The following is a 26,794-nucleotide window of genomic DNA, read 5'->3' on the forward strand; positions in this document are numbered from 1 at the left end:
CCTCTTTTGAATATTAAAAGTGCACCTATTACTGCAGCCCAGCACTTCTCGAAAACATTCAAATATATTTCATTTTCATTCTTGAATGAAACACACAAACGCCATAATAAATCATGCCAACCCGACAAAGCCAAAACTGGGCCAATTCGAGCCGAATCCGTCATAACTTATTGAAAATAGGACTTTACCAGTTTTAATAAAGATACTTAAAAAAACCAAGGGCAAACCCCTTGTTCCATACTAATGATCGTATCATCAAACACAAGACCCAATTACTCAATCTGGCAGCAGAACTCGGCAACATATCCAAAGCTTGCAAGCGACCTGGATTATCGAAAGACACTTTCTACAGTTACAAGAAAACTGCTCTAAGTGGCGGTGTGTCCGCTGTTGATGGGTAGGATCAATATTCTTCAGAGTATTGTTTACGTACGGTTTTGGTTGACTTACTTGATCTTGTCATAGGGCACCTCTGCTATGTAGTTTATCTCTTAATAGAGTATCCGTCGTTAGTGGGTAGGATCACTAGCCACTCTTTCAACATTACGCCCCGCGACATAATCACCGAGGCCATTTTTTACTATTTTCATTAGATTGAGGATCTGGCCCTCCCTTAGGTTCGTTGCCGTCCACCCCAGCCAATGAAAGACGATCAGCCCCACGAACGTGAGCATTGTTACTGGCCGCCAGTTTCTTTGTAGCCATGACTATCCCCCAGCTTCTACAGTGGTTACCTGGGCAGCCGCTCTCAGCTCCTCCAGGTCCATTGAGATTAACTTTGAATCTACCTGCGCCTTTAGGCGGTTAACCTGTCTTATTCGGGAATGCCTTGCCTATGACCTTGCCGAGTAAGCTGGATATAGCTGAAATCATTAGTAGCTCCACACCGCAGGGCGCGTATGCTCGCCAGGAATTGAATCAGGGTCATCCAAATGGATAAACCGCTTTTTGATCGGCCCCTTCTGCTTCCCCCCTATACCGCTGAAACCTTCTTCTAAGGCAACTTTCATAAGCTCATGTGCTCTACCTACAGCCACAGAAACATCTACAGCTTGCCCGGTGGCGTGAGTCATGGTGGCATTTAATCGAGCGTTATGAACTGGGCAGCGGTAACCGGAGTTAATAATCATCGGCTTGCCATAGCGCTCTCTAACTTGGATCAGGCGCCTGAGCGTTTTATCTTTGAAATGATTTTTGCCACAACAACGACAGGCCAATTCCAACTCTTTGAAATAATCATTCTGGAACATGGTGTTTCGGTGTTTAAATGTTTAAGAGATAAGAAAGCCAAGCGTGGGGTAAGATTTATTTTGACTAGGGGTACTTGACTATTGCATTATGCGCCTAACTTGAATTCTGACACTTTTTTTCTGCTGTTAACAGAGCAATTACTTCTTGACACTCTCCACACAATGAAGAGCACGGTTTTAGCTGTACTACCGTATAAGTTATACCAGCGTCTACTTTTGGATTAGACAGCTCTTTTGCATTTATTTAAGGATATCTTTTGAACAAATTAATTCTTGCCTCTGTCATCCTCTTTTCTGCATCCAACACAATGGCGACGGAAAATAACTTTTACCTTAGATCTTCTTATGGAAAGGTAGACACGAATATTTCTTCATATGAAGCTTCAGCAAATATAGGTGTAGACCTTTCCACCCCTAAAGGCTGGACCGTAGCTTTAGGTTACCGTCTTAACCGCTTCTTCGCTTTTGAAGCTGGGTATGCAGATCTGGGAGATGCTGATGGCAGCGACAATTTCATTGCAGACGAGTCATATGACTTAGATTCTGGTCCTTACACCTCCCACCGTGAAACAAGCAAGGATATAACCCTCAGCATCAAATCAAAAATGCTGGGTATATTATTTACCACAGATGTAACCAAAGATTTTTATGCTGGAGTACGCACAGGGTTCCACTCGTGGGATGCAGATTTGAAACATAAAAATACTTTCAACATGCAACAAACCTGGGCTGATTACAATGGAAATGTATTAGACATTAAGAATACTAACTTTAAAGGCTCCGGCAAAGATAGCACAAAAGATAGTGATTTTTACTATGGAATTTCCGCAGGATGGAACTATAACAATTGGAGCCTTAGCTTAGAGCACACTATTTTTAACATGGACAAAAAGAAACCCAGCCTTTCTTCCCTTGCCCTGACCTACAATTTTTAAAGAGATTTTTCAGCAGTCGAACCGGCTGTTGATTTTCCCTGTGATTGCTTGCCAATCTATCGGGCGACGCCCTCGCTCACTCAGGCACAAAAAAACCGGCTCAGTGGCCGGTTTTATTCTGCAAAGCGGAAAAACCGCATGCTGGGAAATCTATACCTACTCAGGACAAAGCTGTCAACAGGCCTTTTTAAATCGACTGCGGTACTCTTGCACCAACTCAGACACCGACCCCAAAGCTCTTCCTGGCAATGGATCCAAACGCCGCTGTAGGCGCTTCCAAATTTTCACTCACTCCTCATCCCAATGCTTTTTGTCACACCCTAATATTTTACGTGCATGGCCCAGATCTATTGACCGCCCATTCACATCCCGCAACGTACTCGCACTAATACAGAATAACGCCAGCTGGCTAACCTTATCCCTCGGGTGCGGCTCCTCCCACTTGTCGAATTCAGACATCAGATACCGCAACAGCGCCGCCCGCTCTTTAAATCTTTATGCCGGTGACACATACGCAGCCATGCCCCAACAATGCCCCAGCAGATCGATTTGTCTCAGTTTTGCAATCACGTCGAATGATTCCCTGCTCACAGGAATCCATAACTCGGTTACCGCTCACCTTACTCACAATCGTTTCAACACCACTCACCCGAGGCGCATCAATTCGGCCGAACACTTGATTTGCCTTTCCCTATACCTCATCACGAATTAAAACTTTACGGCCCCGCCGGGTGTTTGAGGTGACGGTACTCCTATTGCCCATTGCCTCATAATCAAACGCTGAAGCAGAGCCATAAAAGACATCATGCCAAGCCTGTCTCGTTGAATCGAATCTCATGACCGCAAGACTGTAAACACTTACCTCAACTGGCCCGACTGGGCCCTATCACGCGACCAACTGAAAACTTTTGGCTTGGTGCTCGGGGCTTATCAGCTGGTATCTCTCAATATCTCACCGATTGGACGGTCTCTCGCTCGCTGGAGGGGCATTATGGGAGCAAACCTCTCCCGCCTCACCCAATTGCACCACACAGCCAGCTGGGCATACCCTGACAGCCTGATTATAAAATCCTCTGATCAGCTGCCTATCATCGGGAGGCGAGTTCCACGCCTGGATACGGGGCGGGTTACTGGCAAAAAAGTAAGTTTTTGCGAGGTTATCTTTGACTTCTACACTCCTGAGTCAGACAAAAAAGCCCATTAATATGGGCTTTGTATACCAAAAATCAGAACAATATTTTCTTTGCCATCTCAACTTCTATAACACCGCGAGAAACACAATTTAAAGTAAGATTTTTAGCCAGCTCTCCCGGTAGATACTCTCCCTGAATGTTTGAGCGAACAATCACTGCTCTATCATCGACCACCACATTAAAAGCCACCTCTGTCTTGGTGTGATTGTCATCCAAATAATCTACCCCTTTAGCCGTACCACAATGGGCCTGACTCGGCGAAAGCTTCCAATTTCTCAGAGAAGTAGAGATATAACCTGCCTCTAAATCAGCAGATAAAATTTGAAATCCGTCTCTCAACAAGGCCTGTCTCGCCTTACTCAAGACCTCCTGCTTATTAGAGAAGTGCTCTATTGCGAAATACTCGCTAATTACCACTGGCGTATCATTCTTTACGGCACAACCCTCCAGGCAAGATAACAGTAGAACTCCTACCACCAAACCTCTTAGCTTTTTCATTTTTATCCTCCGTGATAAGTGCACTTCAGCATATCAAGAGTGCTGACCTCGGAAATGAACATATGACTATCAACTCAAATATAAATTTTCGGAAACAGTAATTGTTAACCAAGGATAGGGCACTCAAGTGAACACTGCTAAGCCGTTCAGACCATTTACCTAACGTCACGCCGAAGCACGGACACACTGCTCTCGCGACTTCTTCAATTGTGAGACCACCCAATCTATGCAGCTCTCTGTGACCAACACCAATAACTTGCTGGCAGAGCGGTTTTACAAACTACGCACCCGCTTTCAATGCCGCCCCACAATTCGCACTATTCGCTTTCGCAACAACTGGGAGGAAATCGCATGACCGGAACACCGATAGGGAATATGGAAGCGCAAAAGCGTATTCTCGATGCCAATCGGATTCCCTATGTGCTGAAAAAGGACCGATCCCCTGCACTCACCTGGGAAATGGTAAATCAAGCCATTCTGGCCCGAGGGGTTTCAAAACCCGACTTAGCCGGTGTTAACCTGCCCCCAGGCTTTAACCTTGGAGCAGCAAACTAATGGGCAGAAGGCGCAACCCCGAAAATGCATGGATGCCACCACATGTAGCCAGGTATAAAAACGGTTACCGATTTCGCAAGCATGGCGAGCCAACCAAACATATTGCCGGCCCCGACGCCTCCAGGGCTGAAGTCTGGGTTGCCTATGAGAAATACCTAGCCGGTCTAGTGCAAAAGACCTTTACCTTCGCAGATTTAGTAGAGCTCTACTTCGCCTCCCCTCAGTACACCAAACATATAAAACCGCAGACTCAAAAAGACTACTACCGCTACAGCCAACGAGTTCTCACGGTATTTGGGGAAATGGAACCAGATAATATCACCTCCCCACTAGTACAGATGTTTATGGATGCACGCGGCGCTGAGTACCCCACTTCAGCCAATAGAGAGCGAACCTTTCTAGGCATTGTGATGAAATGGGGCAAAGCCAGAGGCTTTGTGAAGATCGAAGACCCCACAGCGGTAGTGAAAACAATTAAAGTAAAGCCCGGCGGGCGCTATGTGGAAGACTGGGAATACCAGGCCTTCTGGCAGTGGCTGGGTGAACACGGCCACGTAATGCACCAATGCGCTATGGAAATTAGCTATCTATGTGCAGCCAGGCAACAGGACGTACTTGCTCTAACCCGCTCTGATATCCAAGAAGATGGCCTTTTGATCGTGCAAGCCAAGACAGGCAAAGCCCAACTTAAATTATGGAGTTCAGCGCTCAAAGAGGCTGTTGATCGTGCAGTAGGCACCAATACCGAAGCACAAATCCAAACCACCCATATCATCCGCAGCCGTGTTGGCCGCGCCTACACCCGCACCGGCTTCAATGCTATATGGCAAAGAGAACAGCGAGCAGCCCTAGCTGCTGGCGCTATCAAGCTGCGCTTTCGCTTTCATGATTTGAAAATCAAAGCGGCCAGTGACTTTGAGGGAGATGTTCAAAAGTTCACTGGGCATAAGACCTGGTCTATGGCTGAGCGGTACAATCGTACTGCGGATCGGGTGGTCAGCCTGGAACACAACAAAATCAAGAAAGACAACACCCCAAAATGACTTAAATCACCCCAACCCTTGTTTTGAATAGGATAGATATTTAAATTACTCTAAATTTTAAATATATAAATTTCACTTGCTTTTGATTTGAAATCTCACATCAAAAGATTTATTCAAATAAAACTCTCACCCTATAGATTTATGGACAGAGCAAAAAAACCAAAACAAGGCATCAAAGAGTTGAAATCAATTCTCCATTTTTTTGAAATAAACCCAAAGGTAAAACTTTATTCAGCCCCATTATTTAAGACAACCTTATGGATACTTCTCTCCTTAGCAACAATCAGCACCATTGTAATTTTAATATATTCAGACCTAAACTTTGAACCATCATTTTCTGGCGCTAATTTTCTTCTCTTTACTGTCCTTAGAGCACCCCTAGCCATTTTGGCCACATGTTTTTCTTCACTAGGAATAATCGCTGTCATTCATAGATCCTCTCAAATAGCACACCAAATAGAACAAACCAGCGAACAAAATATTTTTTCAAACTTCTATAAACATAGACAAGAATACACAGATCATTTTAAAGAGCTAAAAAATGATCTGCCGGAACACATAGCAAGCCAATGCTCAGAAAAAGCTATCAGACCCTTCTATAAATCATCCTACCCATCCAACGGCACCACTAAGCTAAACATTAAACCCAGGCTAGAATGGATGGAGACCTTCGATGAGGCAATTATTGAGTTAACATGCATCCTAATAGAAATAACTAAAACAAACGACGTAAGATTAGCAGTAAGACTTTATTGGCATTTCATCTCACAAGAGACATCAATTAGGCGTGACCTATTCATCTTAAACCCTAACCAAGATGACCTTTTTCACTCCAATGAATGTAGAACGATTAAACTTCTCTTTAAAGATGCCCCAGAAATAGAAGTCCCAATTTGTGGCAACTTACTAAAATCCGCTTTCTCAAGAATTAAGGACTATGGTGACTTCTTAACTAAACTAAAATATTTATGCGATGAGTTCGAAGGCACCATGCTGTATGGAACATCAACATATACCGCCTTACTCTACATAGAGGATGAGAATAAGCTAAGCTCACCTGCGCTCAATGAACTATATTCGACAAAAAAGGAAGTGATCGAAGTTACAAGTAGCGATGAAGATAACTCAACTGAAGCCCTAAGGGAAATACAAGAGTCTTATAAAGTAACAATGGAAAAAATAAATATTTTTAGACCCACTCCCAACACAGAACAACAAACTTAAATTTCACTTCACCAATCAAGAGAGCTCAACCTTCACTTTCGAAAAATATTATTTTACTATTCAATAAGCTAGAACCTTCGCACAGATTAAATAAATTGTGTGGCAACCCACCCCAAAACGAAAAAACCCCGCACTAGACGGGGCTTTACTACTTAGCAGACAAGGGAGGCTCGATGCTCTCCTCAGACCTACACTACCACTGATAAGCAACCTTCAAGCTCGCACCAGCTCTATTGCCATCAAAATACCGCTCATCCTTGGAGCTGGCGCCTGCATAGACATCAGCACCAATCACAAATGAAGCCTCAGAAAAACCTGAAAAATAGTAGTTGTAGAGTAAGGAAATTCCATGATAGCGGGCAATTTTATCACCCACAGTATCATGGCTGACGGTACCTAAAAAAGCCCCCACAGAATGACTATCAGAAGAGACTAGCAGCTCCCAACCTATACCATACCCCTCAATCCAGCCGGCCTGCTCCGTATATCCTAACCAACCAAAAGAGCCGAAGTACTTATCTTTACCTCGGTTAATAGTGTACTTTGCTCCGAGCCCAGCATGATCCCCACCCAAACCTATTGAAAAATTTGAGTCGCCTGCCGCAGAGGCGAAAGCAGAACAACTTAACAAGACTACAGACAGCAGATACTTCATTACAGCTCCTAGCTACTACTTGAAAAAAGAAAAATTGGATAATTTTAAGACTAGAATCTAGCTGGGATTGTCAACATCCCTAGCCCATCGTACGAACTCTCGAAATGCTTTTAGCTGCGCTGAGTTAAATTTGAACCCCATGTAATTGGAAAGTGGCCCACTCTTTAGTGGTGCACATTTATTTTTCCTAACACTAAAGAACATTTTAAAATCTGGACGCCACTCATCCCAAAACCACATGTCATAACACCAACTACTAGCTACGACCTTAACGATATCTACTGGATTTTCAGAAGGGTATTTACGACTGTCAGGCCGAAAATCCGTGCTTGCAACAGAAAACACTGTCATCAATAGCTCTTTGCGCCGGCCAAGATCTATCCAACTATCACTTGCTGGATCATAGGCATACAGTCCAGATACCATCTCGGGGGCAATGCTACTAATTTCACGCCCGAGTTCCTCCTTCTCCTCGCGCTCTGAGTTTGACACCCACATAAAGCAACAAAAAACTACGAAAATATAAAGAAAGGGAGTTTAGACTTTTTCCGCAGGTTCATATTCAAATAAATCAAATTGGGCCGATGAGCATCGCTACTTTTCCGTATCAAAATGTACAGCCACTGGAAAAACATCAAAGCTGAGGGCTAAAAATCGATTCAGGCAGGAATGCATACATCAGACAACCCAGTCATCAGGCTAGAATCACAAGCTCTTAAAGATGGGAGATTGCTGAGAAAACCAGGGCGCCCAAATACCCATCAAATTGAAACCTCAACATAGATTGAGGCAGAAATTCGTACACTGAATTCGTACACTGAGGCCCAAAACGAAAAAACCCCGCACTAGGCGAGGTTTTAAGTCCTTGATAAACAAGGAAGAATCTGGGGTGGCCGACGGGGATCGAACCCGCGACCTCAGGAGCCACAAGGCTTGGCTCAACCCCACAAAATCAATCACTTATCTCCATCTTTGGGGGTAAGGCCTGCATATACAGCCAGTATTTTACCTCGCATGGGGGCTATTAAACCTTAGAGTTACCCCTAGTGCAAACTGAATGTGCAATCAGTATTGCACTAAGCCTGATCGTTTGAGTCAGAATGATCCCAAAATTCATCTTCTACTAACAGTTTTATCTCCCATCGAACCGGGATCTAGTCGGTAAATGTACAGCAGGGCAAAAAGCTATCTTTCTCCTTGTTAGTGGCTAGAAGATAAAGCCGCACCTCTATTGAGATACAGAGGGACTCATATACTGCAACAGTAGTCACTTAAACCACTTTCCAGCCCTTGTGGCCACTAGCTTTCTGATGAATCACTGCCAAGGGAAACACTCTGCTTTTACTCATTCCTGCCCTATATTAATTAATGGTTAGTCGCGAATATAGGACACATTTGAGCACTTTTTAGAGCTGATGGACATTCAACCAACGCACAATGATGGCACTCCATAAGTATTGGATTGACCTTCTACGCGTTCATTTGTGGCCGAATTTCTCGGGAATTTCCACTTACCGTGACTGTTATTTCTGGGTGACCCTTAAAATTTCCACAACCGCCTTTATAACCGAAAGATTATAACTATAAGGTAAAAACTATATAGTGGTCACGATGATCACTGTATATTTCTTGTTGGATTTATCCAGCCATATGCATAAGGTACTAGCTATGAATCATCCAGCTCTGTCAAATACGACTAAGGAGGTGTTGTAAATGTTTAAGTCTGATAAGTTGTTTACTTATGAGCCTGCAGAGTCTTGTAGGTTAGATTCAATACTGGATAATAAACTTTTCTTATCAAAACCAGAAAATTTCAACGACGTCTCAGAATGTAGCTGTCAGATTGAATCGTTTGACGAGTCTAATATTCCACGAGGACGATTGATCGAAGCAATACTATCTATTTATGATAGGCCTTTCGATGAAGTTAAGCATAATTTTTTATTGGATGCTCCCATACACAGATTCATGATCAGTGCACTCAAGAATGAAACGTCAGGAACACAATACAATGTCATGGAGAAAATCATTAAGAGGATAGGCGGCACTTTAATAAAATGCTTCATCCCTTTAGAAAACAACAATGTCATGTGGTCACACTATGGGAAAAACTATTCTGGTGTATCTATTGAATTTGAAAATAATCACTCCATTTGGAACTCCAAATTTACTTTCATAGAAAAAATTTTATATCAGGATGAGCGGCCATGCTTTTCTCTCATTGATGCACTTTTCAAACCACAGCTTGTATTTGAAGGACTACTGTTAACCAAGCAATCTGATTGGAGCTATGAAAGAGAACAAAGACTCTGTGTATTCAATGGAAATGAGTACTTAAGTTCAGATAATGGCAAGCTAATAGACATACCTAAGAACCTCAGAGTTTTATCGGTGACTTTTGGAACACTTAGCCCATTTGACTATATTTATGACTATGCTGGAAAACTAGGGGCCAAGGGCATAGATTCTTATTATCTGGTGAACTATTCCACTCAACAAAAAATAGACCACATTGATCTTCAAAATGATGGTGAAAATTTACGTGAATTAGTCAATAGGGAAAGTAAAGCACCATCTATTCATATGTGGCGAAAAATGACCTGAGTGTATTTGTGATTGTGAGCTCATCACAAGGCCCTGTTGTCGGATTGGTTTTCCGCTGCGATCCAAACCAATCGCAAAATATTGCGTTAGTTGTACGAGAGAATCATGTAAAGAAAGCTATTTCCCATGCAATTCCTAGGTGCCCTCAATGCTAAAGAGACTCAATGGCAGAATGAGACGGATACAAGTATCTCTGGAGCAGTTATTTACGAAACTGATGATCCAGAAGAGGTTCAAGAATTCATCTGGCACGCACAAGAGTCAGAAGCGTAGCCTGAAAATATTAGAAAGCTAGTTGAGCTTTTGAATGAGAAGAACCTTTTGAGCATTGATCAAATTAGTATTTCCAGGAAAGAACTAAGAACTCTATATAGCAATAAGCAGGGGCGCATTGTATCGGAGAATGAGCTCATACCCATACTTGGAAAACTGATTTCAATCGAGGCTCCAATGATAGATGAAGGAAAAGAAACAGATGCCTACTTCATCCATGAGTAACACAGATTACAAGTGGAAGTACGATCGCCACACTTCGTGTGGCTGGACAAAATACTGCACGCTTTATCTGTACTCCAGGCGTTATGTGTTTTTATTAATAGCCAGCAATGTTAATGCTAAATATATGTGGCCACTTAAAGTAGGTTAATTTTGCATCTTTTATTTTACAGTTTTGCGGCCCCATTTATTTTGATTTGCTTAGGGTTTTTATCAGGATTAGAGTTTTTTAATTTTGATATTAAATCAGTTTATTGGTGGTTCGTTCAGCTGCTTTTCATATTGTTGTTTTTTAGCACTGTAAGTGATAGTAGAAGCGGAGGTTATAAAACGAATTGGTACACTAAATTTTATCCAAGATCTGGTCGATACATTTATTCTATCTGGCCAAACTGGGTATTATCTATCGCTGCTGCGTCTTCATTAATGGCATTTTTTTTAGGAGTTGGCATTAGTGGTCATCTGGCGTAAAACATATAACAAGCCGTTGAAGTCGGTCAGGCAATAGCTGTACTCAAAAGCATAGCTTGTGTCTGCCGCTTAACGGGGAGTTTCATACTTAAACTATGAAGCCTGTTCTACTAAACTACATCCCTGAATCAGGAAGCATTGATGAAGTTCGGTTAGATGCAATTGGCGATTGCACATGGTTCAAATTCTAAGACTCTGATTATCTTGACTAGGTTGGCGTGTTTGGAACGGGATGGGGTGGTGGTGACGATGCTATTCAGTGTCGTAGCAGTTTAGCTTTCGTTCTATCTACCGGCCAAGGCTACTTCATTGATATAAATGAACGCAAGCTACTTGGTAAAAAGAAGTGTGATTATCTTAAAACAATCATTAAAGCTGATCCTGATACTGTGATCGCAACAACGGATACTGAAATCCATATCTACAACGTAAATGGCTTTATATTCTCTATCAAGCGTATTGCAAGCGACGAGATAAATTTAAAATCATTTTCTAATGGCGTTGTAAGCCGCGAAGTTTGGGGATTCGATAAATGGTATCCTTTTACCCTAGATATTAACAATCAACAATACAAGTGTGACTGGTCTGGTAAATGGTAGCTGCATGTAACAAGTGCCTGTCGCTTTTCATCTTCACTGCTCAATACAATAGATTGAGAGAAGCATTAACTCTTAAAGACAAAACTTCCAGCAACACCTCAAGTCACCACCCGAGGCAAATCCCCCCACCGAGTGGTATAGGCAGGCGATGTAAACGCTTGCCGCATCTTCCACTTTTTCTGGATACCCTCGGCCCCTAGGAACAAAGTCCCACGACCGAATTTTTTGTTGATCCGGTCCATCGTTTGCATGGTCTGCCCTGCCCTGAGTGATTGCCCTGGAGTGAACAGATCCCCCTGCCCCAGTGCGCGAGGAATTATCTCGATAAGCCCGACGCCTGCTTTCATAAAACGGCAGCCGGGGCGGTACAAGTCCGCAATGGCTTCTCTCACCAGCCGCACGATTACCCGCGTGTCGTCGGTGGGGTATGGGGTCTGTACTACGGCGCTGCGGCTGTAGTAGTTGGGTTCATGGGGTGAGGTATGCAGGAATAGGTGAATCGACTTTACCAGCGATTTCTGTGCACGCAGTTTCTCTGCGGCCCTGCTGGCGTAGAGGGTGGCAGCCTGCAGTATCGGCGCTAGGTCGGTGAGCTTTTCACCGAAGGAGCGGGTGCAATAGATCTGCTTTTTTGCTGGGGGCTCTTCCTCCAAGCCCAGGCAGGGGATTCCGTTTAGCTCCTCAATAGTGCGCTCAATATTCACATTGATGCGACGGCGCAAGATTTTCGGGTTGGCCTGCGCCAGGTCGTAGGCGGTCTCTATGCCGAAATCCGCCAGGCGCTTGGTGAGGCGTCGGCCTATGCCCCACACATCATTGACGGCGGTGCGGCGCTGCATCCATTGCCACTTCTCTGGCGTATCCAATGCACAGACGCCATCGCACTTGGGGATTTTCTTGGCCGCACGGTTGGCGAGCTTGGCCAAGGTTTTACTGGGAGCAATGCCCACACCGACAGGCATACGAATGTTGCGCCAGAGGGTGTTGCGGATCTTGCGGCCGTAATCACTCCAATCTTCCTGCAGCCCGTGCAGATCCAAAAACATCTCATCAATGCTGTAGACCTCCACGTTAGGGCCGAACTCGCGCAGGGTGGTCATCACCCGGTGAGAAATATCACCATACAATGGGTAGTTGCTGGAGAAGATGGCCACTCGGTGGGCGCGCAGCAGGTGCTGAACCTTGAAGAAGGGCTCCAGGTCGCCGATGCCCAATAGCTTCGCCTCCTTGGAGCGCGCCACCACAAAGCCGTCGTTATTGGAGAGCACCACCACCGGGCGCCCACGCAGATCCGGCCGGAATATCTGCTCACAGCTGGCGTAACAGCTATTGCAATCCACCAATACCAACATTCAGCGCGGCCGGTGGTAGCGCACCGAAGCTTTAACCACCCCCTCCACAATCAATTCCTGCCCTTCCCAAATAGGGATCGGGGCGTAGTCATCATTGGCAGAGAGCAGCCGCCCCTGCTGCTGGTCCAGCACCTTGCAGGTCAGCTGTCCATCCAGGGCCACCACCACCACATCGCCATGGGTAGGCTTTAGCGAGCGATCGACAATCAACAGATCCTTATCAAAGATGCCGAGCCCCATCATGGAATCCCCATTCGCCCGCGCCATAAAGGTCGCCGCAGGCTTGCTGATTAAGTGCTCATCCAGGCTGAGTGCCGCCTCCTTGTGGTCATCGGCGGGAGAAGGAAAGCCACAGGCAATGCCGTGACCGTAGAGTGGGGAAAGCTTCATTCTGGAAACCCTGAATACTGTATATGCATACAGTTTATTACCAGAGGGCAGCAACCGGCAAGGGCAACGGATGACTACGAGGCCGGAACACTGGGCGCACGCCTGCGCAACGCAAGGAAACTGAGGGGGGATGACGATCGCACAGTTGGCCAGGCAGCTGGGACTGGCGCCATCTCAAGTTTCGAAAATGGAAACAGGCAAGCAGAAGATAGCGGCGGAACTGCTGCCGGCCTGGTGTGAGGCGGTGGGGATTACGCTAGCGGAGGTGTACGGGGTTGAGAACCTACATCATTTTGCGCAGATTCCCTTTCCGCCGTTGATTGGCGGCTCTATGCAAAATTGCCGCAGGAGTTTCGCCGGCATATTCACCGGGTGATTGAGAGTAGTTACCAGCTTTGGAAAAGTAGGCGATAACACTCCGCTTTGCGACTATTGTCAAGCGTATGCAGAAATAGTCTGAAGCAGTACTATGTTATGTACTTTCTAAAAGATCCATATTGCCCAATATATCTTCTGCCAAAGAGTACACTGACAAATAGTCATACTTATGAATATGAGGCGCTCCTTTAGGCTGCCAATACCTGCCGTGTGCTAGCCAATTTCTATAGTCAAGAGCCAAACACAAATTATCTAGCCTTGTTTTGTGTTCCGGTTTCTCTTTGCGCCATACAGAAATAATATCTTCTTTTAATGACGCTTTATTATTTTTTCTACTGTAGACAAGTCTGATTTTCTTTGAAAAGTCATCTCTTAATTTATTCTGACCTCGAATGATGTAATCAACCTTCACTCTAGCCTCAATTGCGGCAAGTAATTCGAGAGAGCACATTCGATCTAATGTTTCTTTCCTTTCTCTTAATTCTCCGAAAACTTCTTCCTTGGAATAACCGATGAACTTAGCAGATATTTCGCCTGATTCGAAATCAACGTCATAATATGATTTCAAGGAGCCCTCACTATCTACATAGTAACTCTCAATATCTTCGATAGTCGAGTTTGAATTTGTAAATGAGATTTTCTTTCGTTTAGCCATTTACAATTTCCATTAGTGAGTCAAAGAAATTATCTTCATTAAACTCTACAAATGAAACCTTACGAGACTCTCTTAAGACGATTTTCCAAGTCCACTCTGGAATTTTTTGTGGCTCTTTCTCTTTTGGTTTTTCTCCATCAATTGAGATGGACACACTAACTTTCATCCCCTTACTGTTTTTATCCGCTAGAATAAATTGCACTCGCCCCTTCACACCCTCCATATCAATTCGACCTTTGGTTCCGATGAGCAAAGTACCTATGGGCTCAAAGGTCAACTTTTGGCCAGCAAAATCAACGGTCATAACCTTTACCGTGTAAGTCCCGATGTAATCTTCTGTTAATTGAAGATCTTTATAGAAATAAGAGACTGAACCTTTTTCTTTATAAGGAGATAACCATTGCTCTAAAGTTTTGTAGAATTGATTTATAAAATCTAACCATTCTTCTTTTTCTCGTTGCCAATCAATTTCTTTTTCTTCAAATTTAACTTCATGCTTTCTAAGCAAATCTTCAAAATCTTTTTTACTCATAGGTGCCTACTCTAATTTAGCCTTACTTATGCATAACGTCTTACTTAATTAACGCCGGAATAGCGCCGCTTTGTGCTAGCGCAGCTAGCGGCAAAAAGAGAGCGAAATGCAGATGGTCGGTTCCAGCAATTTGTTAGGTGCTATTACTATTCCAGAGTCTAAATTTTGCGTGTCTAACATAATTGATTGAAACGGGTATTAGCAAAGATAGTAATGATGCAAACAAAGCCAAAAAAATATTAGAAAATTCATCTTCTGATATTCGTACTTTTATCTCATCAGTGGGCCTAAAATGAAATTCTAAATGTGTTCTTAACTTCTCTACAGCAACAAAATCGTATGCCTTTTGTGCATTTTTCATGGCAGAAAGAATCTTGCTTGGATCTTTTCGCTCTTGCACCTGCTCTGGATTATCGAACTTATCAAAAGGATTTGACTTTCGATCTTCATTTACCACCCAAACTTTTTCCCAGTCCTCAGTAGCTTTCCAAGAATTATATACAGTTGAGCCAGTGATAAAGCATATTACAAATATGCACAAGATTGATATTAGATTAATAATTCGATCAATCATAAGACGCCTAACAGTGTATTCAAAAGCAGCTGCAATATATCACACCCCTCTATGCCTCAGGCTTCTTTTAACCTTGATATAAAAAGCAATCTAACTCACCTGATTATCCCAAAACACCCCATCCAATGCACCCAACATCTGCTCCACCACCCCAGCCAAATCGCTGCTTGTATCTCCACTAATCACCGGCAACGACGTCGGGCGGTTGGCCACCTGCCAGCCGCTATTGCCTTTCACATACAGCAGGCCATCCGCTTTATTCAGGGCCACTTTTGCGGGGAAAAACTGCCAGTAGCCTGGCGTTGCCACATAGCGGGCAAGCTGGCCGTCTTTGCCGGCCCAGGCGCCGGTGCCTGCGGCAACCAGGTAGCGGTCGCCGTCGCTGGCACTTGCTGGTGGGTCATTCTGTATGGCCTGCACTTCCAGCTGTAGCAGTGCGTCTGCTGTGTCCAGGGCCTGATTGAGGCTGGCGGCGGGGTCTAGGGTGCCTTCTTGTGCGTAGGGAATACCGTTATTCGGTGTGTTACTCATGGTTTGCTTCCTGCTTATACGCTGATCTGTGCGGCCGGGCCTGGGCCGGTGATGCTGTTTAGCTGGCTGACGGTGATAGTGGCCGGGCCTGGGTCTGCGAGGGTGAGTGTGGTTGCTGTGGTGTCTGTGCTCTGGCCGTTGATCGTTACCCGGTAGCCCGCAAAAAACTGACTTTGATCATAGGCAGCACGGCCGCCAAGGCGCCCTACTCCGAGCCATTGAATTACCAGCTGGCCATTTGCGCGGTGCGCGCGCAGATTGGCCGGGGCGGGTTCGGTATGGCTGGCCCCAATGAACGTGCCGCTGTTAACTGTCTCTTTACCACTGCCAATACTGGTGGCGCGGAAGGTTAAGGTCTGTCCGAGGTTGTAGCGCTCGGTGGCAATAAAGTTGAGGGTGTTGCGTTCCAGCAATACAAAGCGCGTGCCCGCCGGGTGATTGGCTGGCGTGGTGCCGAGGCGCCCGCGCAGGAAATAATCCAACTCCCACACGCCGGGGCTAATTTCTTCCGCCTCGCCAAAGCTCACGATTTCATTGCCGATCAACGCCCTATTCTGGCGGTTGAGCAGGTCCGCCAACGTGCGATTTTCCAGTGCGTCGTTGCTGTCATACAGACGTAGCTGTACGCGGCTGTGAGTGTCGGGGATTTCCCGCTTGTGGCCGGCGAGGCTGGTAATCAGCTCGCCCATCACCGCTTCGATATCGGTGTTATCGGATTCGATAAAATTCTGCCCCCCATCGAGGGACAGGGCCACTGTGGTACCACCCCAGGCGCTGTTGCTGCCAGCAATCGCGATGTAGTAGCCCAGCTGTAAATCATCACCGCTGGCCAGTATGGGCGCGTCGATAAATTCGATATACGTAGAGCCCGGCACTAACGGCACCGGGGCCGGTGGGGCCATAGGAGCTACGCCGAAGGCCTGGGATTGATAGGCGCTTTTGCGGTCGTGGATCAGCTTGTATTTCTGTTCGCCGTTATCCAGGGAAACTTCATCAATACGGCAACGATCCCCACGGAACAGCACCACGTCGCCAGGAGTGAGCTTGAGGTAACTATCCGGCAGGGTAATTTCAAACTCGCCGCGCTGCTCTTCGATCATCACCTTGTGCATAATCACGGCGATCTGCGCGGCTTGGTCGGTTTCTAAAACCAGCGGGGTTTCGATATTTTTCTCACCCTCGCTGCGTGTATCAATACTGCGGTCGCTGGTCTGCTTACAGGTATCGATACCACCGTCCGCGTCGTAATAGTTGAGATTGAGCACCCGCACAATCTCTTCGGGGGAGCGGCGGGTTTTCTCGTCATCGCTATCGCCGATCAAATCGTTTTCATCGATGGTCAACAGCGGCTCGGCGCCGCGCGGGGTAAACACCAGGGAATCGCCCCGGTTGACCGGATCAAAAAAGAACGCCTTGGCCAGCTCCTGAATATGTTCGAACGCGGGGGCGTCGTTGCTGATCTGCATACCCGAGACATACCCCTCCAGCAGGGAGGTATCGAATTTGCCGAACGGCAGGCCGGCACGCTCGCAGATCTCTGCGACCACGGCATAGAGGGGATATTGCACAGACATAGAGGATCTATTCAGGGTTTTCTATTCGGGATTTTTTAACAGGAATTGCAGGCGAAATTGCCGGTGCATGCCGATTTTAATCAGGCCGGGACTGGGTACGTTTTGCTGTAAAACATATTCGGTTTGGTAGCGGTCACGCTGCTGACGGTAGCAAAGATCGCCGCTTTTTAAATAGGCAAAAATCACATCACTGATATGCAGCTGCGTGGGCCGCTTATCATCCAGGGTAACCCTGGGTGTGATCAGGCCCGGCCAGTCTGTGGTGATCTGGGCGCCCTGGCTGCTGTCGTACCAGTACAGCTTGGCGATGCCGCCCTCCACATAGGCAATCACCGGGCGCATATTCTGGTCGAAGGCCAAAGAAACTTCGGTGATATTGCTTCCGGTAATCACCGTAAACGGGGCCACCGCTTCGGCATCCAGCACTATCTCGCTGCCATCCTGCAACACCCGCGCGCGCCAGTGCTGATAGTCCAGGCCGCGACTGGTGTCCTGAATGGCGACACCACCGGTTTCATAATCGGTAATGGCGCGCACCGGTAACGCGCGGCCACCAAGAAACGGGGCAAAGATCGGCTGAGCACTGAGCGCGTTATCGGGCAGTGCCATCAGACGGCCACCCGGTGGAAACTTTGCGTAAAGGTCAACACCAGGGCTTTATCCGAGTTTTTGGGGATGGCATCGCCAGTACCTTGGGCGGCAAACTCGATCTGCCAGGCACCAAAACCCATGCGCGGCTCTACCGAGCGAATACCGTTAGTAAAGTTGGCTTTGTCCGGGGGATAGGTTGCCGTCCACACCGCTTCAAAACTGCCGTCCACATAGGGCGCAATCTCAATGGTGTTGTAATGGATAGAATCACTATTACCGCTGGGGCGGTTGTACATATCGCCAATGCCACCGTCGTAAGCCAAGCTGTTTTGCGTTACGCCAGGTAGGCTACGTGGGGAAGTCATCGCCCACCCGGGGGATGTTTGGCCGGTAGAATTGAAATCGGCATTGCTGGGGCGGGCGCGCCAATCGTAAATAATGCCCCCCAATGCCACAGTGCCCACCGCGTCTATCGTGGGAATATAAAGGCGCAACTCATAGGTAACGTCTAAGTATTCATCTGGCAGCACAGTTAGCGAAGTGGGGTTGCCCTGGGCATCGGTAATCAAGGTGCGAGAAAATAAATCGGTGTGATTCGTGCCCCAGCCCACACCGATCTCGGCTAGATTACCGGCGGCCTCGCCTTCCCCAAAGGCAAACACCGTGCGTTTCCACACAAAGGGCGCACCGCTGTTATCCAACCCGTTGGTGAGCGAGGAGCGGTCCTCGGTGTAGCCCAGCGGGCTGTTTAGGCCGGTATCGGTGACCGCCGGTGTGCTGGAACCGGCACCCACATGACAAACCCGGTTGATATCCTTATTGACGGCCCAACCATCCAGGCCCTGATTCAAAATCAGGTTGCTAAACCAGGGCGCGGCCACACGGCGACTGCCGGGGATTTCCGCACCGCTGGCATCGCGTTTATAGGCTTCGATTTTAAACCTTCCGGCTAGGCCGCTTTTTAGTTTCATTCCAGTGATCCTTCGATTTTGACAAACAGGGCGTTGACGGCCTCGGTCTCGACCGTGTGTTTAATACAGTCCGGCATACGGCCGCTGAGCGACGCCAGGGCGGCGTTAATGCTTTCAGTGGCGATTTCAATGTTGTGTTTCTCCCGTATGTAACCGCTGAGGCCAGAAAAACCGGCAGTGGTGGCTTCGCTGTAGGCATGGGACTGATATACCGAACGCAGGCTGCCGCTAATAGCGGTAAAGCCGGCCTGGGTAGCCTCGGTGAATTCACGGGTGTAATCGGGCTTGGTGCGCCCACCCTGCACACCGGGGCTGGTGGTCACGCCATCGGTGGCCTCAATGGCATAGGGTTTACTGGTGAGGACAAAGCCCTCGGACCGCTCCACCTCGAAGGCATACTGCGGAATGGCGCCGCCGGTGCTGGTGAGATTTTCGTTGTCGATGACCAGATAACAGGTGCCGCGATAGGCGGGCACACTGTTGATACCAAAAGCGGCCTGCAGTATCGCACTGGGCATCTGCTGGAAGCTGCCGAGGAAAAACTCGGCCAGCTGCAAAAACGCTTGGTTATTGTCGATCTGTATGGGGTCTGTGCTGTCGCGGTCGTAGACTAATTCGTTGTTGCGCCAGACCTTACAGATACCGGTAATCGGCCCCTCGCAGATGCGTATCGCATAAGTGCGATAGACTTCTTCGTTAACGACTTCGGTCTTGCCGCTACCCTTACCGCTTTTTTGCTTCTGTTTTTTCTTAACAATTTTTGGCGGCGTGGTAGCGATAATATTGCCGATCACCGGCTTTACCCGGCCGAAAATAATCTGGCGCGGCACCCCCGCCTTGCTGGTCTGCAGTTGGATCTTGTCAAACTTGCGCCCCTGAATGGTGGTCTTGCCGAAAATCAGGTTGCCCATGGCGAGTAAACCTCCACCAGCAAGCGGCGCCAGCGCGCATCCAATAGGTGTTCTCTGCAATCCTGATCGGCGTGGGCATGGATCAAACTAAAATCACCCGGGGCGCCGAGAGAGTAATCCCCTAAAAAACCCACATGGCTGGGATCGCTGCGCTGCGGAGATTTAAAAACGGCAATATCCCCCGGCTTCCATAATTGCTCGGCAATCGGTTCACCGAAACGCGCGCGCATTTTGCGGCGCACCCCATCCTTCCAGGGTTCGCGGCCATAGTGTTTTTCATCTTCAATTTCCAGACCAGCGGCGCGCAGGCTGAGCACGATCATGCCCACGCAATCCACCGCCCAAGGGGTGCGGCCCCGGTGCCGCCAGCGCACGCGCTTAGCCACCAGGCCGCGGGCAAAGGCCAGTGTGTCGATTCTTTGTTGTTGCATTAGTGTTGCTGCTGGCTGGTGCCGTTGGAATTAAACGAGGAGCCACCACCGGCACTGCCGGGCACACCGGCGCCGGGGGTATCGCTGGCCTGGCCGATGGGGATTAAATTTTCACCTTTAAAATCGAGGTGATTACTGTACACATCGCGGCACACTGAAAAGGTCTTGTCGCAGTCTGGGCGGATCTCCAATTGATCCCCATTTTCTACGGCAAAGGGCAGCGGCTCGATTTGGGTGATTTGCCCTGTTGCGATATCCACGGCCTCCACCTGATACAGGCGCGAGGAGACGTTATTGCCGCTAACCCAACGCACCCGCCAGCGCTTGGCGCCGGTGGGCAGGCTGGCAATATTGCTGACCTTGTAGGTAACTTTGGGCTCATCCCCAGAGACGGCGGTCACGGTGGCGGACTGCCACAAAGGATCTGCATTGACACCGCAACCGGTCTGGGAATTGGCCGGAGTGCCGAAAATCGCGCGGCAGGTGATGGAATCCACATGGCCGATACTCTGCCGCAGGCGCATGGCATAGCTGAGTAGTTCCGGCATAAAGACCGTATTGCGCGCGGTGCGCACCTCGCCCACATCACCGCCATCGAGCAACAGTGCACCCATGGACAGATCGCGGTAATTCACCAGAACCATGGCCCACTCCGCCCCGTCCAACTCACCGCGCTCAGCCATTTCCACGGTGATGCCAGGCACGTCGGTGCTATACAGCGAATAGCCCTCGGCATTGTCCACATCAAAACTGGTATCACTGGCAATAATGCTGGAATCGAAACCGTTCTGGGCGTAATAGGTGAGCCCTTCGAATTCGATATCGCGGTCCAGGGTAGTAGTACCAAACTGGCGGCCATCGGCCAGAGTAATTTTTAATAAGCGGCACAGCGTGGTGACGCCGCTGTCCAGATGGGCTTGCAGCGCTGGGGGAATGGTTCTCACAGGCGAATCTCCAGCAGTTCCACATTGCCATTGAGTACCGGCATTTGCTGGTGGCGATTGTCGATACTGAAGCCGATCTCATCGTCTTCAAAGCGCACCGGCACATCGAATTCCCCGCTCCAGGTAATCTCCGCACCGTTAGCAGCACTGAGCTGCACTTGTCCTGTGGTGTAGTCGATACTGGCGGCCACCGGATTGCTATCGGCAAAAATCATTACCCGGCCAATCACCGGTTTTATAATTTTGCGCTGATAGGAAAAGGCCCCGAACACATATTTTTTTACCAGCTGGTAGCTCTCGCTATTGCCTGTACCGAAGCCAATCACTTCCCGCTCCGCTTCAAAATCGCTGGCGTCTTTAAAACGAAAACCAATCAGGGCACCCATGCAGGCGTGATGGGCGGCGACCACGATTTGATGGTCTGCATAATCCAGGTTTTTAAACAGCACCGAGTAACGACCCAGCGGGCGCTCCCATTCCGCATTGCGGCGCTCTACCCCGCTGCGCAGTTCTTTAATATCGGTTTTATAGCGGTGGCCGTATTCGGAGCCGTAAGCCACTTTTTCCAGCAGGCGACTTTCGTTAAACATTAAGAGCCGAGCCTCCTGCGGTTAATCCGTTGTTTACGCTCGCTCTCGCGGGCGAGCTGCGTGGCAGTGCGGTTATTCACCGTGCCATCGACGCGAATATTCTGTGTCATGGAAACCGGGCGGCTGTAATCCCCTGCACCGCCACCGCGGTGCATATCCGCCTGAATCATGGCCAGGGTGCGGTCCAGTTTTGCGCTGGTTTCCGAGGTGGTTACCCGCTCGCCTTTTTGCAGTAACCAAGTGCCGTCCTCCGGTACCGCGTCGATACCATCGTGGGCCATACCGGTAATCTTTGCCGCAGCCAGGCCGCCGGTGACATAGACCGCACCCGCCGCAGCAGCGCCCAGCACCGGGCCGATATAGGGGATAGAGGCCATCGCGTTATAGGCCCCCATAGCGGCATCCTGGGTATTAGCGATTACGCTTTGCAGCGCATTGCGTTTTTTCTCATCCAGCAGGGCCCCGCCGATAGAAAGAGCCGCGCGCATATAGGCCGCCTCTTCGCCTTCCATGCCCGAGTAATACTCCGCAGCAACTTGCATCAATAAGCTGTAGCCATCCAGCTGCTGCTGGCGGCGCAGGTCTTCATTGGCCTGGGAGATTTCGGTGAGGCGCTCTTCATACTGCTGCCGCAGGGATAATTCCTCTTCATCCCAAGTGGCATTGAGGTCGGCGCGCTCGCTGCGGAATTGCTCCAGCATTTGCAGCTGGGTGGAATACCAGTCTTCCAGCTCGGTGCGCGCGGCTTCGATATCCTCACCGCTATCGAGGCCGCCCAGGGTTGGGCCGTCTTCGGTGGCGGCGCCGGCAATACGGCCGAGAGTGCTGGCCCGCTGCTCTTCGGTCAGGCCGGCCATGGCATCGACGATAGCCAAGCGCTCGCGCATCTGATCGGTCAGTACTTCTTCGTCGGTGCGCAAATCCCGCAACAGGCCGGCATAGGCTTCCTGATTCCGCTGCAGGGCCTCGGCTTCCTCCTTGGCGGTCTTAAATTCGGTGCCGAGTTCTTCGATAACCTCGTTAAAAATCAGCCAGTGGTCTACAGGCGGCAACAGTTCACCGTCCACAACCTTTGCAGCGGTTGTGAATTCTTTTTCCAGGTCGGCAATCACCGCCCTGAAATCATCACCGAGCAGATCGCCAAAATCAGTCTTTGTCGATGTACCAAAGAATGCATCCCGCTGCTTCTGCAACGCTGCCAGTTTTACACGCAGGTCATCGACTGAAGTACCCTGATGAATATATTCCCCGGTGGCCAGGCGAATACCGGTGAGCAGCTTGCCATCACCGATCACGCCGCTATTAATGGTTGCGCTCAACTGCTCCAGCGAGTGATCTAGCTTTAAGATTTCCGGCTCGCCGTGGACCATGCGGGCGACGGATTTACCTACCTCTTGGGTAAATTCCACCAGCTCAACCACGGCGGATGCCGCAGCCGAACCCACATTGATCAGTGCCGTGGTGAGCGCTGAAAAAGCGGCTTGCGTTTTTTCGTCCTGAATCAGCTCGGTCAGGTCTTTGATGGCTGGCAGTGCGCCGGTGACCACCTCTTTTTCAAAGCCGTCGAGCGCGCCTTTTAATTGATCCAGGTTTTCGCGCACTTCCCCGAGCTGCTGAAGATCCAGATCCGACAGCACCGCGCCCACATCCTGGGCCTCATCGCCGAGCCGGTTTAATTCGCTGGCATTATTGCGCAGCAGCGGCAGCAACAAAGTGGCATCACTGGCGATGGCCTCCATATAAAAGGTCATCTCATTCTGGCTGAGATTGGCCTTTTCCAGGCTCTTTACATAGAGCCCGAGCGCATCGCGGCCAGAGAGGTGGCGAAACTCTTCGGCAGTTACCCCCACCTGTGGGGCGATATTGTCAAAGAAGTCTTTGAGAGGACCGCCGCCGTTTTGCAGAAAGTCCCCGACCTTATCCGAGGTATCCTTGAGAATATCCGCAACCTTGTCCTGCTCAACGCCGTAGCGCTGCGCGGCGTAGGTCATGCGCTGGAATTCCTCGGTGCTGGTATTGGCCACTGCAGAGAGGTTTTCAATTTCGCCGGACTGCTCCACCACGCGCGCGGTCATTACCGCTAGGGCGCCAGCAGCGGCAACCGTGACTGCTCCGAACGCCTTGCCAACGGCCGCGACATTTTTCTTAACCTGCTGCTTCCACTTATCGGTACCGCGCTCAGCGTCATCCAGACCTTTTTTAAAACCGCCAACTTTGGCGATTAGATCTACCGTTAATGTGCCCAGATTTTTTATAGACATAGCTATCCACTGGCCCCTAGTGCCAGCTCTTCATCGCCTCTTGCAGCGATAGCTCTGGCTCTTCCTCATGGGGCATAAAGTCGGTGATTTTTACGGGATTGCCTTTGCCACGGTGAGCATTGGCGTAGAGGGTGGCGAGTAGCGCCGTTGATCTTTCGGTACGCATCCCCGGATGTAGGGAGCCGCGCTTTTTACGGTAGAGCGCCCAGCGCTGGACCTCTTCATAGCTGAGCCGCTGCTGGGCCTCGGCGATGGTGCAGCCGCCGATGCCATTCAGCACCAGCTCATGCCAGAGTTCGTCTAGTTCGCTGAGCTGGGCGTCTTTCCCAGGTTATTGACCGCACCGATTTCCAGTAGCAGGGCCTGGGTCAGATTCGCATTGAGCGGGCCGCGCTCCGGGTCTGCCTCTCCGGTTATGTCCGCCGGGGTAAACACCGGCTTGCCCTCGGCATCGACAATACAGGCCGCGATACGCCCGGCAATCATATCCCCCTCACCACGCATCGCCGCCACATCATTGACGGCGCTGTGATAGGAGAGACGGCGCACGTAAACGGTTGCCGATAACTCCTGCTCGCCCTGTTTCCAGGTAATGGAACGCTTAACCGGTGCCCCGGAAAAAGCCCCCTGCTGCTGCAGGGATTCGATGGATAATTCCATAATTACTCTCTTAGGTTGAAGACTTAACCGTCCAGGCCGAACCGCCGCTGCGCTGGATCGACATTTCTCCAGTGACCAAACTGTTCTGCTGGAAATCAAAGGGGAAGTCGGCCACATAGCCCTCGAAGGTGAACCAAGTGCGGCTATCCGGCAGCACAAAATCACTGTCGGTCACCGTGGGCGGCTCTGTGCCATCACTCCAGCCCACCGCCCATTTCATATTGTCCACGGTGTCATCCTGGGAAAGCTCATGCAGGCGCTTGTGGACCGCATTTCTCGGATCAATTTTGAGTCCCACCGACGCCTGCCCAGGTGTACGCAGGCCCCGTTTGAATTTTTTATCCAAGTCCTCCAGAGAGGTATCGTCGAGCTGATCCGCCGGGTTGCCGCCGGGGTTAAAAGAATTCAGCCCGGTCACTTTCTTCACAGAATCATCTGCCGGGTCGATAAAATAGATATTGGTGCCCTGAGCCAATTGAGACATAGGGGTTCTCCCGTTGCTTTAGTGGAAATGAAAGTCCGACGCGGGGTGCGTCATTCAGTGGAATATTGGGCGGTATAGGTCAGGCGTACTTCACCCAGCGGGTGATCCTGATCCAGGGCGAAATCCGTTTGCGACAGCGCAAAAATTTCACAGACGCCGCCCAGGGTTCGATCCTGCAATACGTCCTCAACATCCTCAGAGGCCTGATCCAGCAGTTCATAGATATCCCCCCGGCTGTGCACCACCACAGAAACGACAAGATCCAGCTGGCGGGTAGTGCCCGAGAGCTCCTGCTCTGTGTTTTCCGTAGCAAAGCCCACAAAGATTGCCGGTAGTTTTTCCCGTTCAATGCCTTCAGTGGTTCCCACTGAGGGGAAGTTGTAATCGGATAGGGTTTGCAGATTATTAAAAACGCCATCGCGGATGGTGATGCGTTGGGTCATTGGGTAGTACTCCAAGAATTTTAGACACAAAAAAACCCGCTAGTGCGGGTTTGAGGATTTACGCTTCGATAGCGTTTACTCGCTCTGAGCACATTTTAATTGCCATCAGAGGTTCAAAGAGATTTTTTCAGGTTTAGGCTCTCAACGCTCCAAACAACGGCTGCGAAGCAGTCCCATTGCATTAGTTTGCTATGGCTATTTTATTTTTATATCACTCTTATTCAAATTGAAATTAGAAGAATACTTCTCCAGCAAGGAGCGCACAATTATTTCATGTGATGCTTGGCATCGAGGCCCCATCATGATTTCAATATTATCAATGACCTCATTTTTTAACGGCACATCAATATAGTTTTTTTCAAACCCTACAAGCTTACAGAAATCACTAGCACTTATGCCCTGCGGGGATGTAAAACTAACTCCAAATGGCAATCGAAATCGCCATTCCTTTTCGTACCCCCAGTCATCATTCTTATAGATCCCAACCTCTGACAAATTTATGACTTCTCCTGGACCACTAGGTGAAACATAACTGGAAAGTGCTTTGGTATACGCAGTATCTCTTTCATTAAGATATCGGACAGGATCTGGCCCTAAGAGTTTATTTAGTCTATTTACTATACGATTTCCGTTTATACCACCTGTCGCAGTGGTCTCAATTACATTTTTTAGAGTTGAATGATTTACTTCTAGACGTCCCCAAGTCCCTCTTTTCAATTCTCCGTCTATAGCAAACATATTGATAGGAGCTTTTATTCTTACCCCCTGTAGGTCTGTATACATTTTCCATAACGGTATAGTGTCGCGCCCTTGAGCAGTCCAAGAAGAACAAAAGACTAAATGCTCAGACCCTCTTAAATCTGAGGATTTTCCCTCTAGAGGGTCATTTAAGTTGCTTAGCTTAGTGAAGCGAATCTTAGTGCTTTCAAGTATACAGGCTAAGGAATGTATGCTTGTGTAGTGGTAGATATATTCGGGCTGCTCAATTACTTCCTGCATA

The 26,794-nt window shown here is 48.6% G+C and carries 29 protein-coding genes and 1 pseudogene; 8 read left to right on the top strand and 22 right to left on the bottom strand.

Translation table 11 applies throughout. The annotated features are described in order from the left end of the window. Positions 1-230 precede the first annotated feature (230 nt). Positions 231-392: pseudogene (locus ACXAFI_RS10540) on the top strand (helix-turn-helix domain-containing protein); the annotation flags it as partial. Between the two features lie 480 nt (positions 393-872). Here the strand turns inward: ACXAFI_RS10540 and ACXAFI_RS10545 are convergent. Continuing rightward, entirely contained in the window at positions 873-1,250 is a 378-nt protein-coding gene (locus tag ACXAFI_RS10545; RefSeq protein ID WP_475108759.1) for a D-Ala-D-Ala carboxypeptidase family metallohydrolase, read from the bottom strand. Between the two features lie 257 nt (positions 1,251-1,507). On the opposite strand from ACXAFI_RS10545, the gene ACXAFI_RS10550 reads away from it, so the two are divergent. Next, positions 1,508-2,185: an outer membrane beta-barrel protein gene (locus ACXAFI_RS10550; RefSeq protein ID WP_475108760.1), complete on the top strand. Its 678-nt coding sequence runs from the start codon at positions 1,508-1,510 to the stop codon at positions 2,183-2,185. Positions 2,186-3,411: 1,226 nt separating this feature from the next. On the opposite strand, the gene ACXAFI_RS10555 is transcribed toward ACXAFI_RS10550, so the two are convergent. Beyond that, positions 3,412-3,876, bottom strand: coding sequence for a hypothetical protein (locus ACXAFI_RS10555; protein ID WP_475108761.1), 465 nt, complete (start codon positions 3,874-3,876; stop codon positions 3,412-3,414). 351 nt (positions 3,877-4,227) lie between these two features. Between ACXAFI_RS10555 and ACXAFI_RS10560 the strand changes: the two genes are divergently transcribed. From ACXAFI_RS10560 to ACXAFI_RS10570, 3 genes are all read left to right on the top strand, one after another. After that, positions 4,228-4,431: a hypothetical protein gene (locus tag ACXAFI_RS10560; RefSeq protein ID WP_475108762.1), complete on the top strand. Its 204-nt coding sequence runs from the start codon at positions 4,228-4,230 to the stop codon at positions 4,429-4,431. Continuing rightward, positions 4,431-5,474 carry a tyrosine-type recombinase/integrase gene (locus tag ACXAFI_RS10565; RefSeq protein WP_475108763.1) on the top strand — a complete coding sequence of 348 codons (1,044 nt, stop codon included), beginning with the start codon at positions 4,431-4,433 and terminating at the stop codon, positions 5,472-5,474. The genes ACXAFI_RS10560 and ACXAFI_RS10565 overlap by 1 nt, the downstream gene beginning before the upstream one ends. Before the next feature lie 87 nt (positions 5,475-5,561). Continuing rightward, positions 5,562-6,698, top strand: coding sequence for a hypothetical protein (locus tag ACXAFI_RS10570; protein ID WP_475108764.1), 1,137 nt, complete (start codon positions 5,562-5,564; stop codon positions 6,696-6,698). Between the two features lie 193 nt (positions 6,699-6,891). On the opposite strand, the gene ACXAFI_RS10575 is transcribed toward ACXAFI_RS10570, so the two are convergent. Then, positions 6,892-7,353, bottom strand: a complete 462-nt coding sequence (locus ACXAFI_RS10575; protein ID WP_475108765.1) for a hypothetical protein — start codon at positions 7,351-7,353, stop codon at positions 6,892-6,894. Between the two features lie 1,713 nt (positions 7,354-9,066). On the opposite strand from ACXAFI_RS10575, the gene ACXAFI_RS10580 reads away from it, so the two are divergent. Next, positions 9,067-9,957, top strand: a complete 891-nt coding sequence (locus ACXAFI_RS10580) for a DUF2971 domain-containing protein (RefSeq protein ID WP_475108766.1) — start codon at positions 9,067-9,069, stop codon at positions 9,955-9,957. Between the two features lie 1,184 nt (positions 9,958-11,141). Further along, positions 11,142-11,522, top strand: coding sequence for a hypothetical protein (locus tag ACXAFI_RS10585; RefSeq protein ID WP_475108767.1), 381 nt, complete (start codon positions 11,142-11,144; stop codon positions 11,520-11,522). A gap of 98 nt (positions 11,523-11,620) precedes the next feature. Here the strand turns inward: ACXAFI_RS10585 and ACXAFI_RS10590 are convergent, their stop codons facing one another. Together ACXAFI_RS10590 and ACXAFI_RS10595 are read right to left on the bottom strand one after the other, a co-directional pair. Next, a complete protein-coding gene (locus ACXAFI_RS10590) occupies positions 11,621-12,874 on the bottom strand; it encodes a Y-family DNA polymerase (protein WP_475108768.1) in 1,254 nt (417 codons plus the stop codon). Beyond that, positions 12,875-13,264: a LexA family protein gene (locus tag ACXAFI_RS10595; protein WP_152451359.1), complete on the bottom strand. Its 390-nt coding sequence runs from the start codon at positions 13,262-13,264 to the stop codon at positions 12,875-12,877. Between the two features lie 130 nt (positions 13,265-13,394). Between ACXAFI_RS10595 and ACXAFI_RS10600 the strand changes: the two genes are divergently transcribed. Continuing rightward, positions 13,395-13,640, top strand: a complete 246-nt coding sequence (locus ACXAFI_RS10600) for a helix-turn-helix domain-containing protein (protein ID WP_475108769.1) — start codon at positions 13,395-13,397, stop codon at positions 13,638-13,640. 96 nt (positions 13,641-13,736) lie between these two features. On the opposite strand, the gene ACXAFI_RS10605 is transcribed toward ACXAFI_RS10600, so the two are convergent. The 17 genes from ACXAFI_RS10605 to ACXAFI_RS10685 form a co-directional block, all read right to left on the bottom strand. Beyond that, positions 13,737-14,297, bottom strand: a complete 561-nt coding sequence (locus ACXAFI_RS10605) for a hypothetical protein (RefSeq protein WP_475108770.1) — start codon at positions 14,295-14,297, stop codon at positions 13,737-13,739. Then, positions 14,290-14,829: a hypothetical protein gene (locus tag ACXAFI_RS10610; RefSeq protein ID WP_475108771.1), complete on the bottom strand. Its 540-nt coding sequence runs from the start codon at positions 14,827-14,829 to the stop codon at positions 14,290-14,292. The genes ACXAFI_RS10605 and ACXAFI_RS10610 overlap by 8 nt, the downstream gene beginning before the upstream one ends. A gap of 133 nt (positions 14,830-14,962) precedes the next feature. After that, positions 14,963-15,403, bottom strand: coding sequence for a hypothetical protein (locus ACXAFI_RS10615; RefSeq protein ID WP_475108772.1), 441 nt, complete (start codon positions 15,401-15,403; stop codon positions 14,963-14,965). A 90-nt stretch (positions 15,404-15,493) separates the two neighbouring features. Continuing rightward, a complete protein-coding gene (locus tag ACXAFI_RS10620) occupies positions 15,494-15,934 on the bottom strand; it encodes a DUF2793 domain-containing protein (RefSeq protein WP_475108773.1) in 441 nt (146 codons plus the stop codon). Positions 15,935-15,948: 14 nt separating this feature from the next. Next, the gene (locus ACXAFI_RS10625) at positions 15,949-17,508 is read right to left on the bottom strand and encodes a phage tail protein (protein ID WP_475108774.1); all 1,560 of its coding nucleotides are present in this window, start codon (positions 17,506-17,508) and stop codon (positions 15,949-15,951) included. 21 nt (positions 17,509-17,529) lie between these two features. Next, a complete protein-coding gene (locus tag ACXAFI_RS10630; RefSeq protein WP_475108775.1) occupies positions 17,530-18,117 on the bottom strand; it encodes a hypothetical protein in 588 nt (195 codons plus the stop codon). Next, positions 18,117-19,070, bottom strand: a complete 954-nt coding sequence (locus ACXAFI_RS10635) for a hypothetical protein (RefSeq protein ID WP_475108776.1) — start codon at positions 19,068-19,070, stop codon at positions 18,117-18,119. The genes ACXAFI_RS10630 and ACXAFI_RS10635 overlap by 1 nt, the downstream gene beginning before the upstream one ends. Next, positions 19,067-19,981, bottom strand: coding sequence for a hypothetical protein (locus ACXAFI_RS10640; RefSeq protein ID WP_475108777.1), 915 nt, complete (start codon positions 19,979-19,981; stop codon positions 19,067-19,069). Before ACXAFI_RS10640 ends, ACXAFI_RS10635 begins: the two co-directional genes overlap by 4 nt. Further along, a complete protein-coding gene (locus ACXAFI_RS10645; protein ID WP_475108778.1) occupies positions 19,969-20,412 on the bottom strand; it encodes an NlpC/P60 family protein in 444 nt (147 codons plus the stop codon). The genes ACXAFI_RS10640 and ACXAFI_RS10645 overlap by 13 nt, the downstream gene beginning before the upstream one ends. Then, the gene (locus ACXAFI_RS10650) at positions 20,412-21,356 is read right to left on the bottom strand and encodes a DUF2163 domain-containing protein (RefSeq protein WP_475108779.1); all 945 of its coding nucleotides are present in this window, start codon (positions 21,354-21,356) and stop codon (positions 20,412-20,414) included. Before ACXAFI_RS10650 ends, ACXAFI_RS10645 begins: the two co-directional genes overlap by 1 nt. After that, complete coding sequence (locus tag ACXAFI_RS10655; protein WP_475108780.1) at positions 21,353-21,946, bottom strand: DUF2460 domain-containing protein; 594 nt, start codon at positions 21,944-21,946, stop codon at positions 21,353-21,355. Before ACXAFI_RS10655 ends, ACXAFI_RS10650 begins: the two co-directional genes overlap by 4 nt. Then, entirely contained in the window at positions 21,946-24,207 is a 2,262-nt protein-coding gene (locus ACXAFI_RS10660) for a hypothetical protein (RefSeq protein WP_475108781.1), read from the bottom strand. The genes ACXAFI_RS10655 and ACXAFI_RS10660 overlap by 1 nt, the downstream gene beginning before the upstream one ends. Positions 24,208-24,223: 16 nt before the next feature. Then, positions 24,224-24,487, bottom strand: a complete 264-nt coding sequence (locus ACXAFI_RS10665) for a phage tail assembly protein T (RefSeq protein WP_475108782.1) — start codon at positions 24,485-24,487, stop codon at positions 24,224-24,226. A gap of 20 nt (positions 24,488-24,507) precedes the next feature. Beyond that, positions 24,508-24,867 (bottom strand): phage tail assembly chaperone family protein, TAC, encoded by a 360-nt coding sequence (locus tag ACXAFI_RS10670; RefSeq protein WP_475108783.1) that lies wholly within the window; start codon positions 24,865-24,867, stop codon positions 24,508-24,510. Positions 24,868-24,877: 10 nt separating this feature from the next. Continuing rightward, positions 24,878-25,351, bottom strand: a complete 474-nt coding sequence (locus ACXAFI_RS10675; RefSeq protein WP_475108784.1) for a phage tail tube protein — start codon at positions 25,349-25,351, stop codon at positions 24,878-24,880. A gap of 50 nt (positions 25,352-25,401) precedes the next feature. Beyond that, positions 25,402-25,794: a hypothetical protein gene (locus ACXAFI_RS10680; protein WP_475108785.1), complete on the bottom strand. Its 393-nt coding sequence runs from the start codon at positions 25,792-25,794 to the stop codon at positions 25,402-25,404. A gap of 195 nt (positions 25,795-25,989) precedes the next feature. Beyond that, positions 25,990-26,793 (bottom strand): hypothetical protein, encoded by an 804-nt coding sequence (locus ACXAFI_RS10685; protein ID WP_475108786.1) that lies wholly within the window; start codon positions 26,791-26,793, stop codon positions 25,990-25,992. Between the last annotated feature and the right edge of the window lies 1 nt (position 26,794).

This window comes from Microbulbifer sp. ABH2_005, from assembly GCF_056160005.1.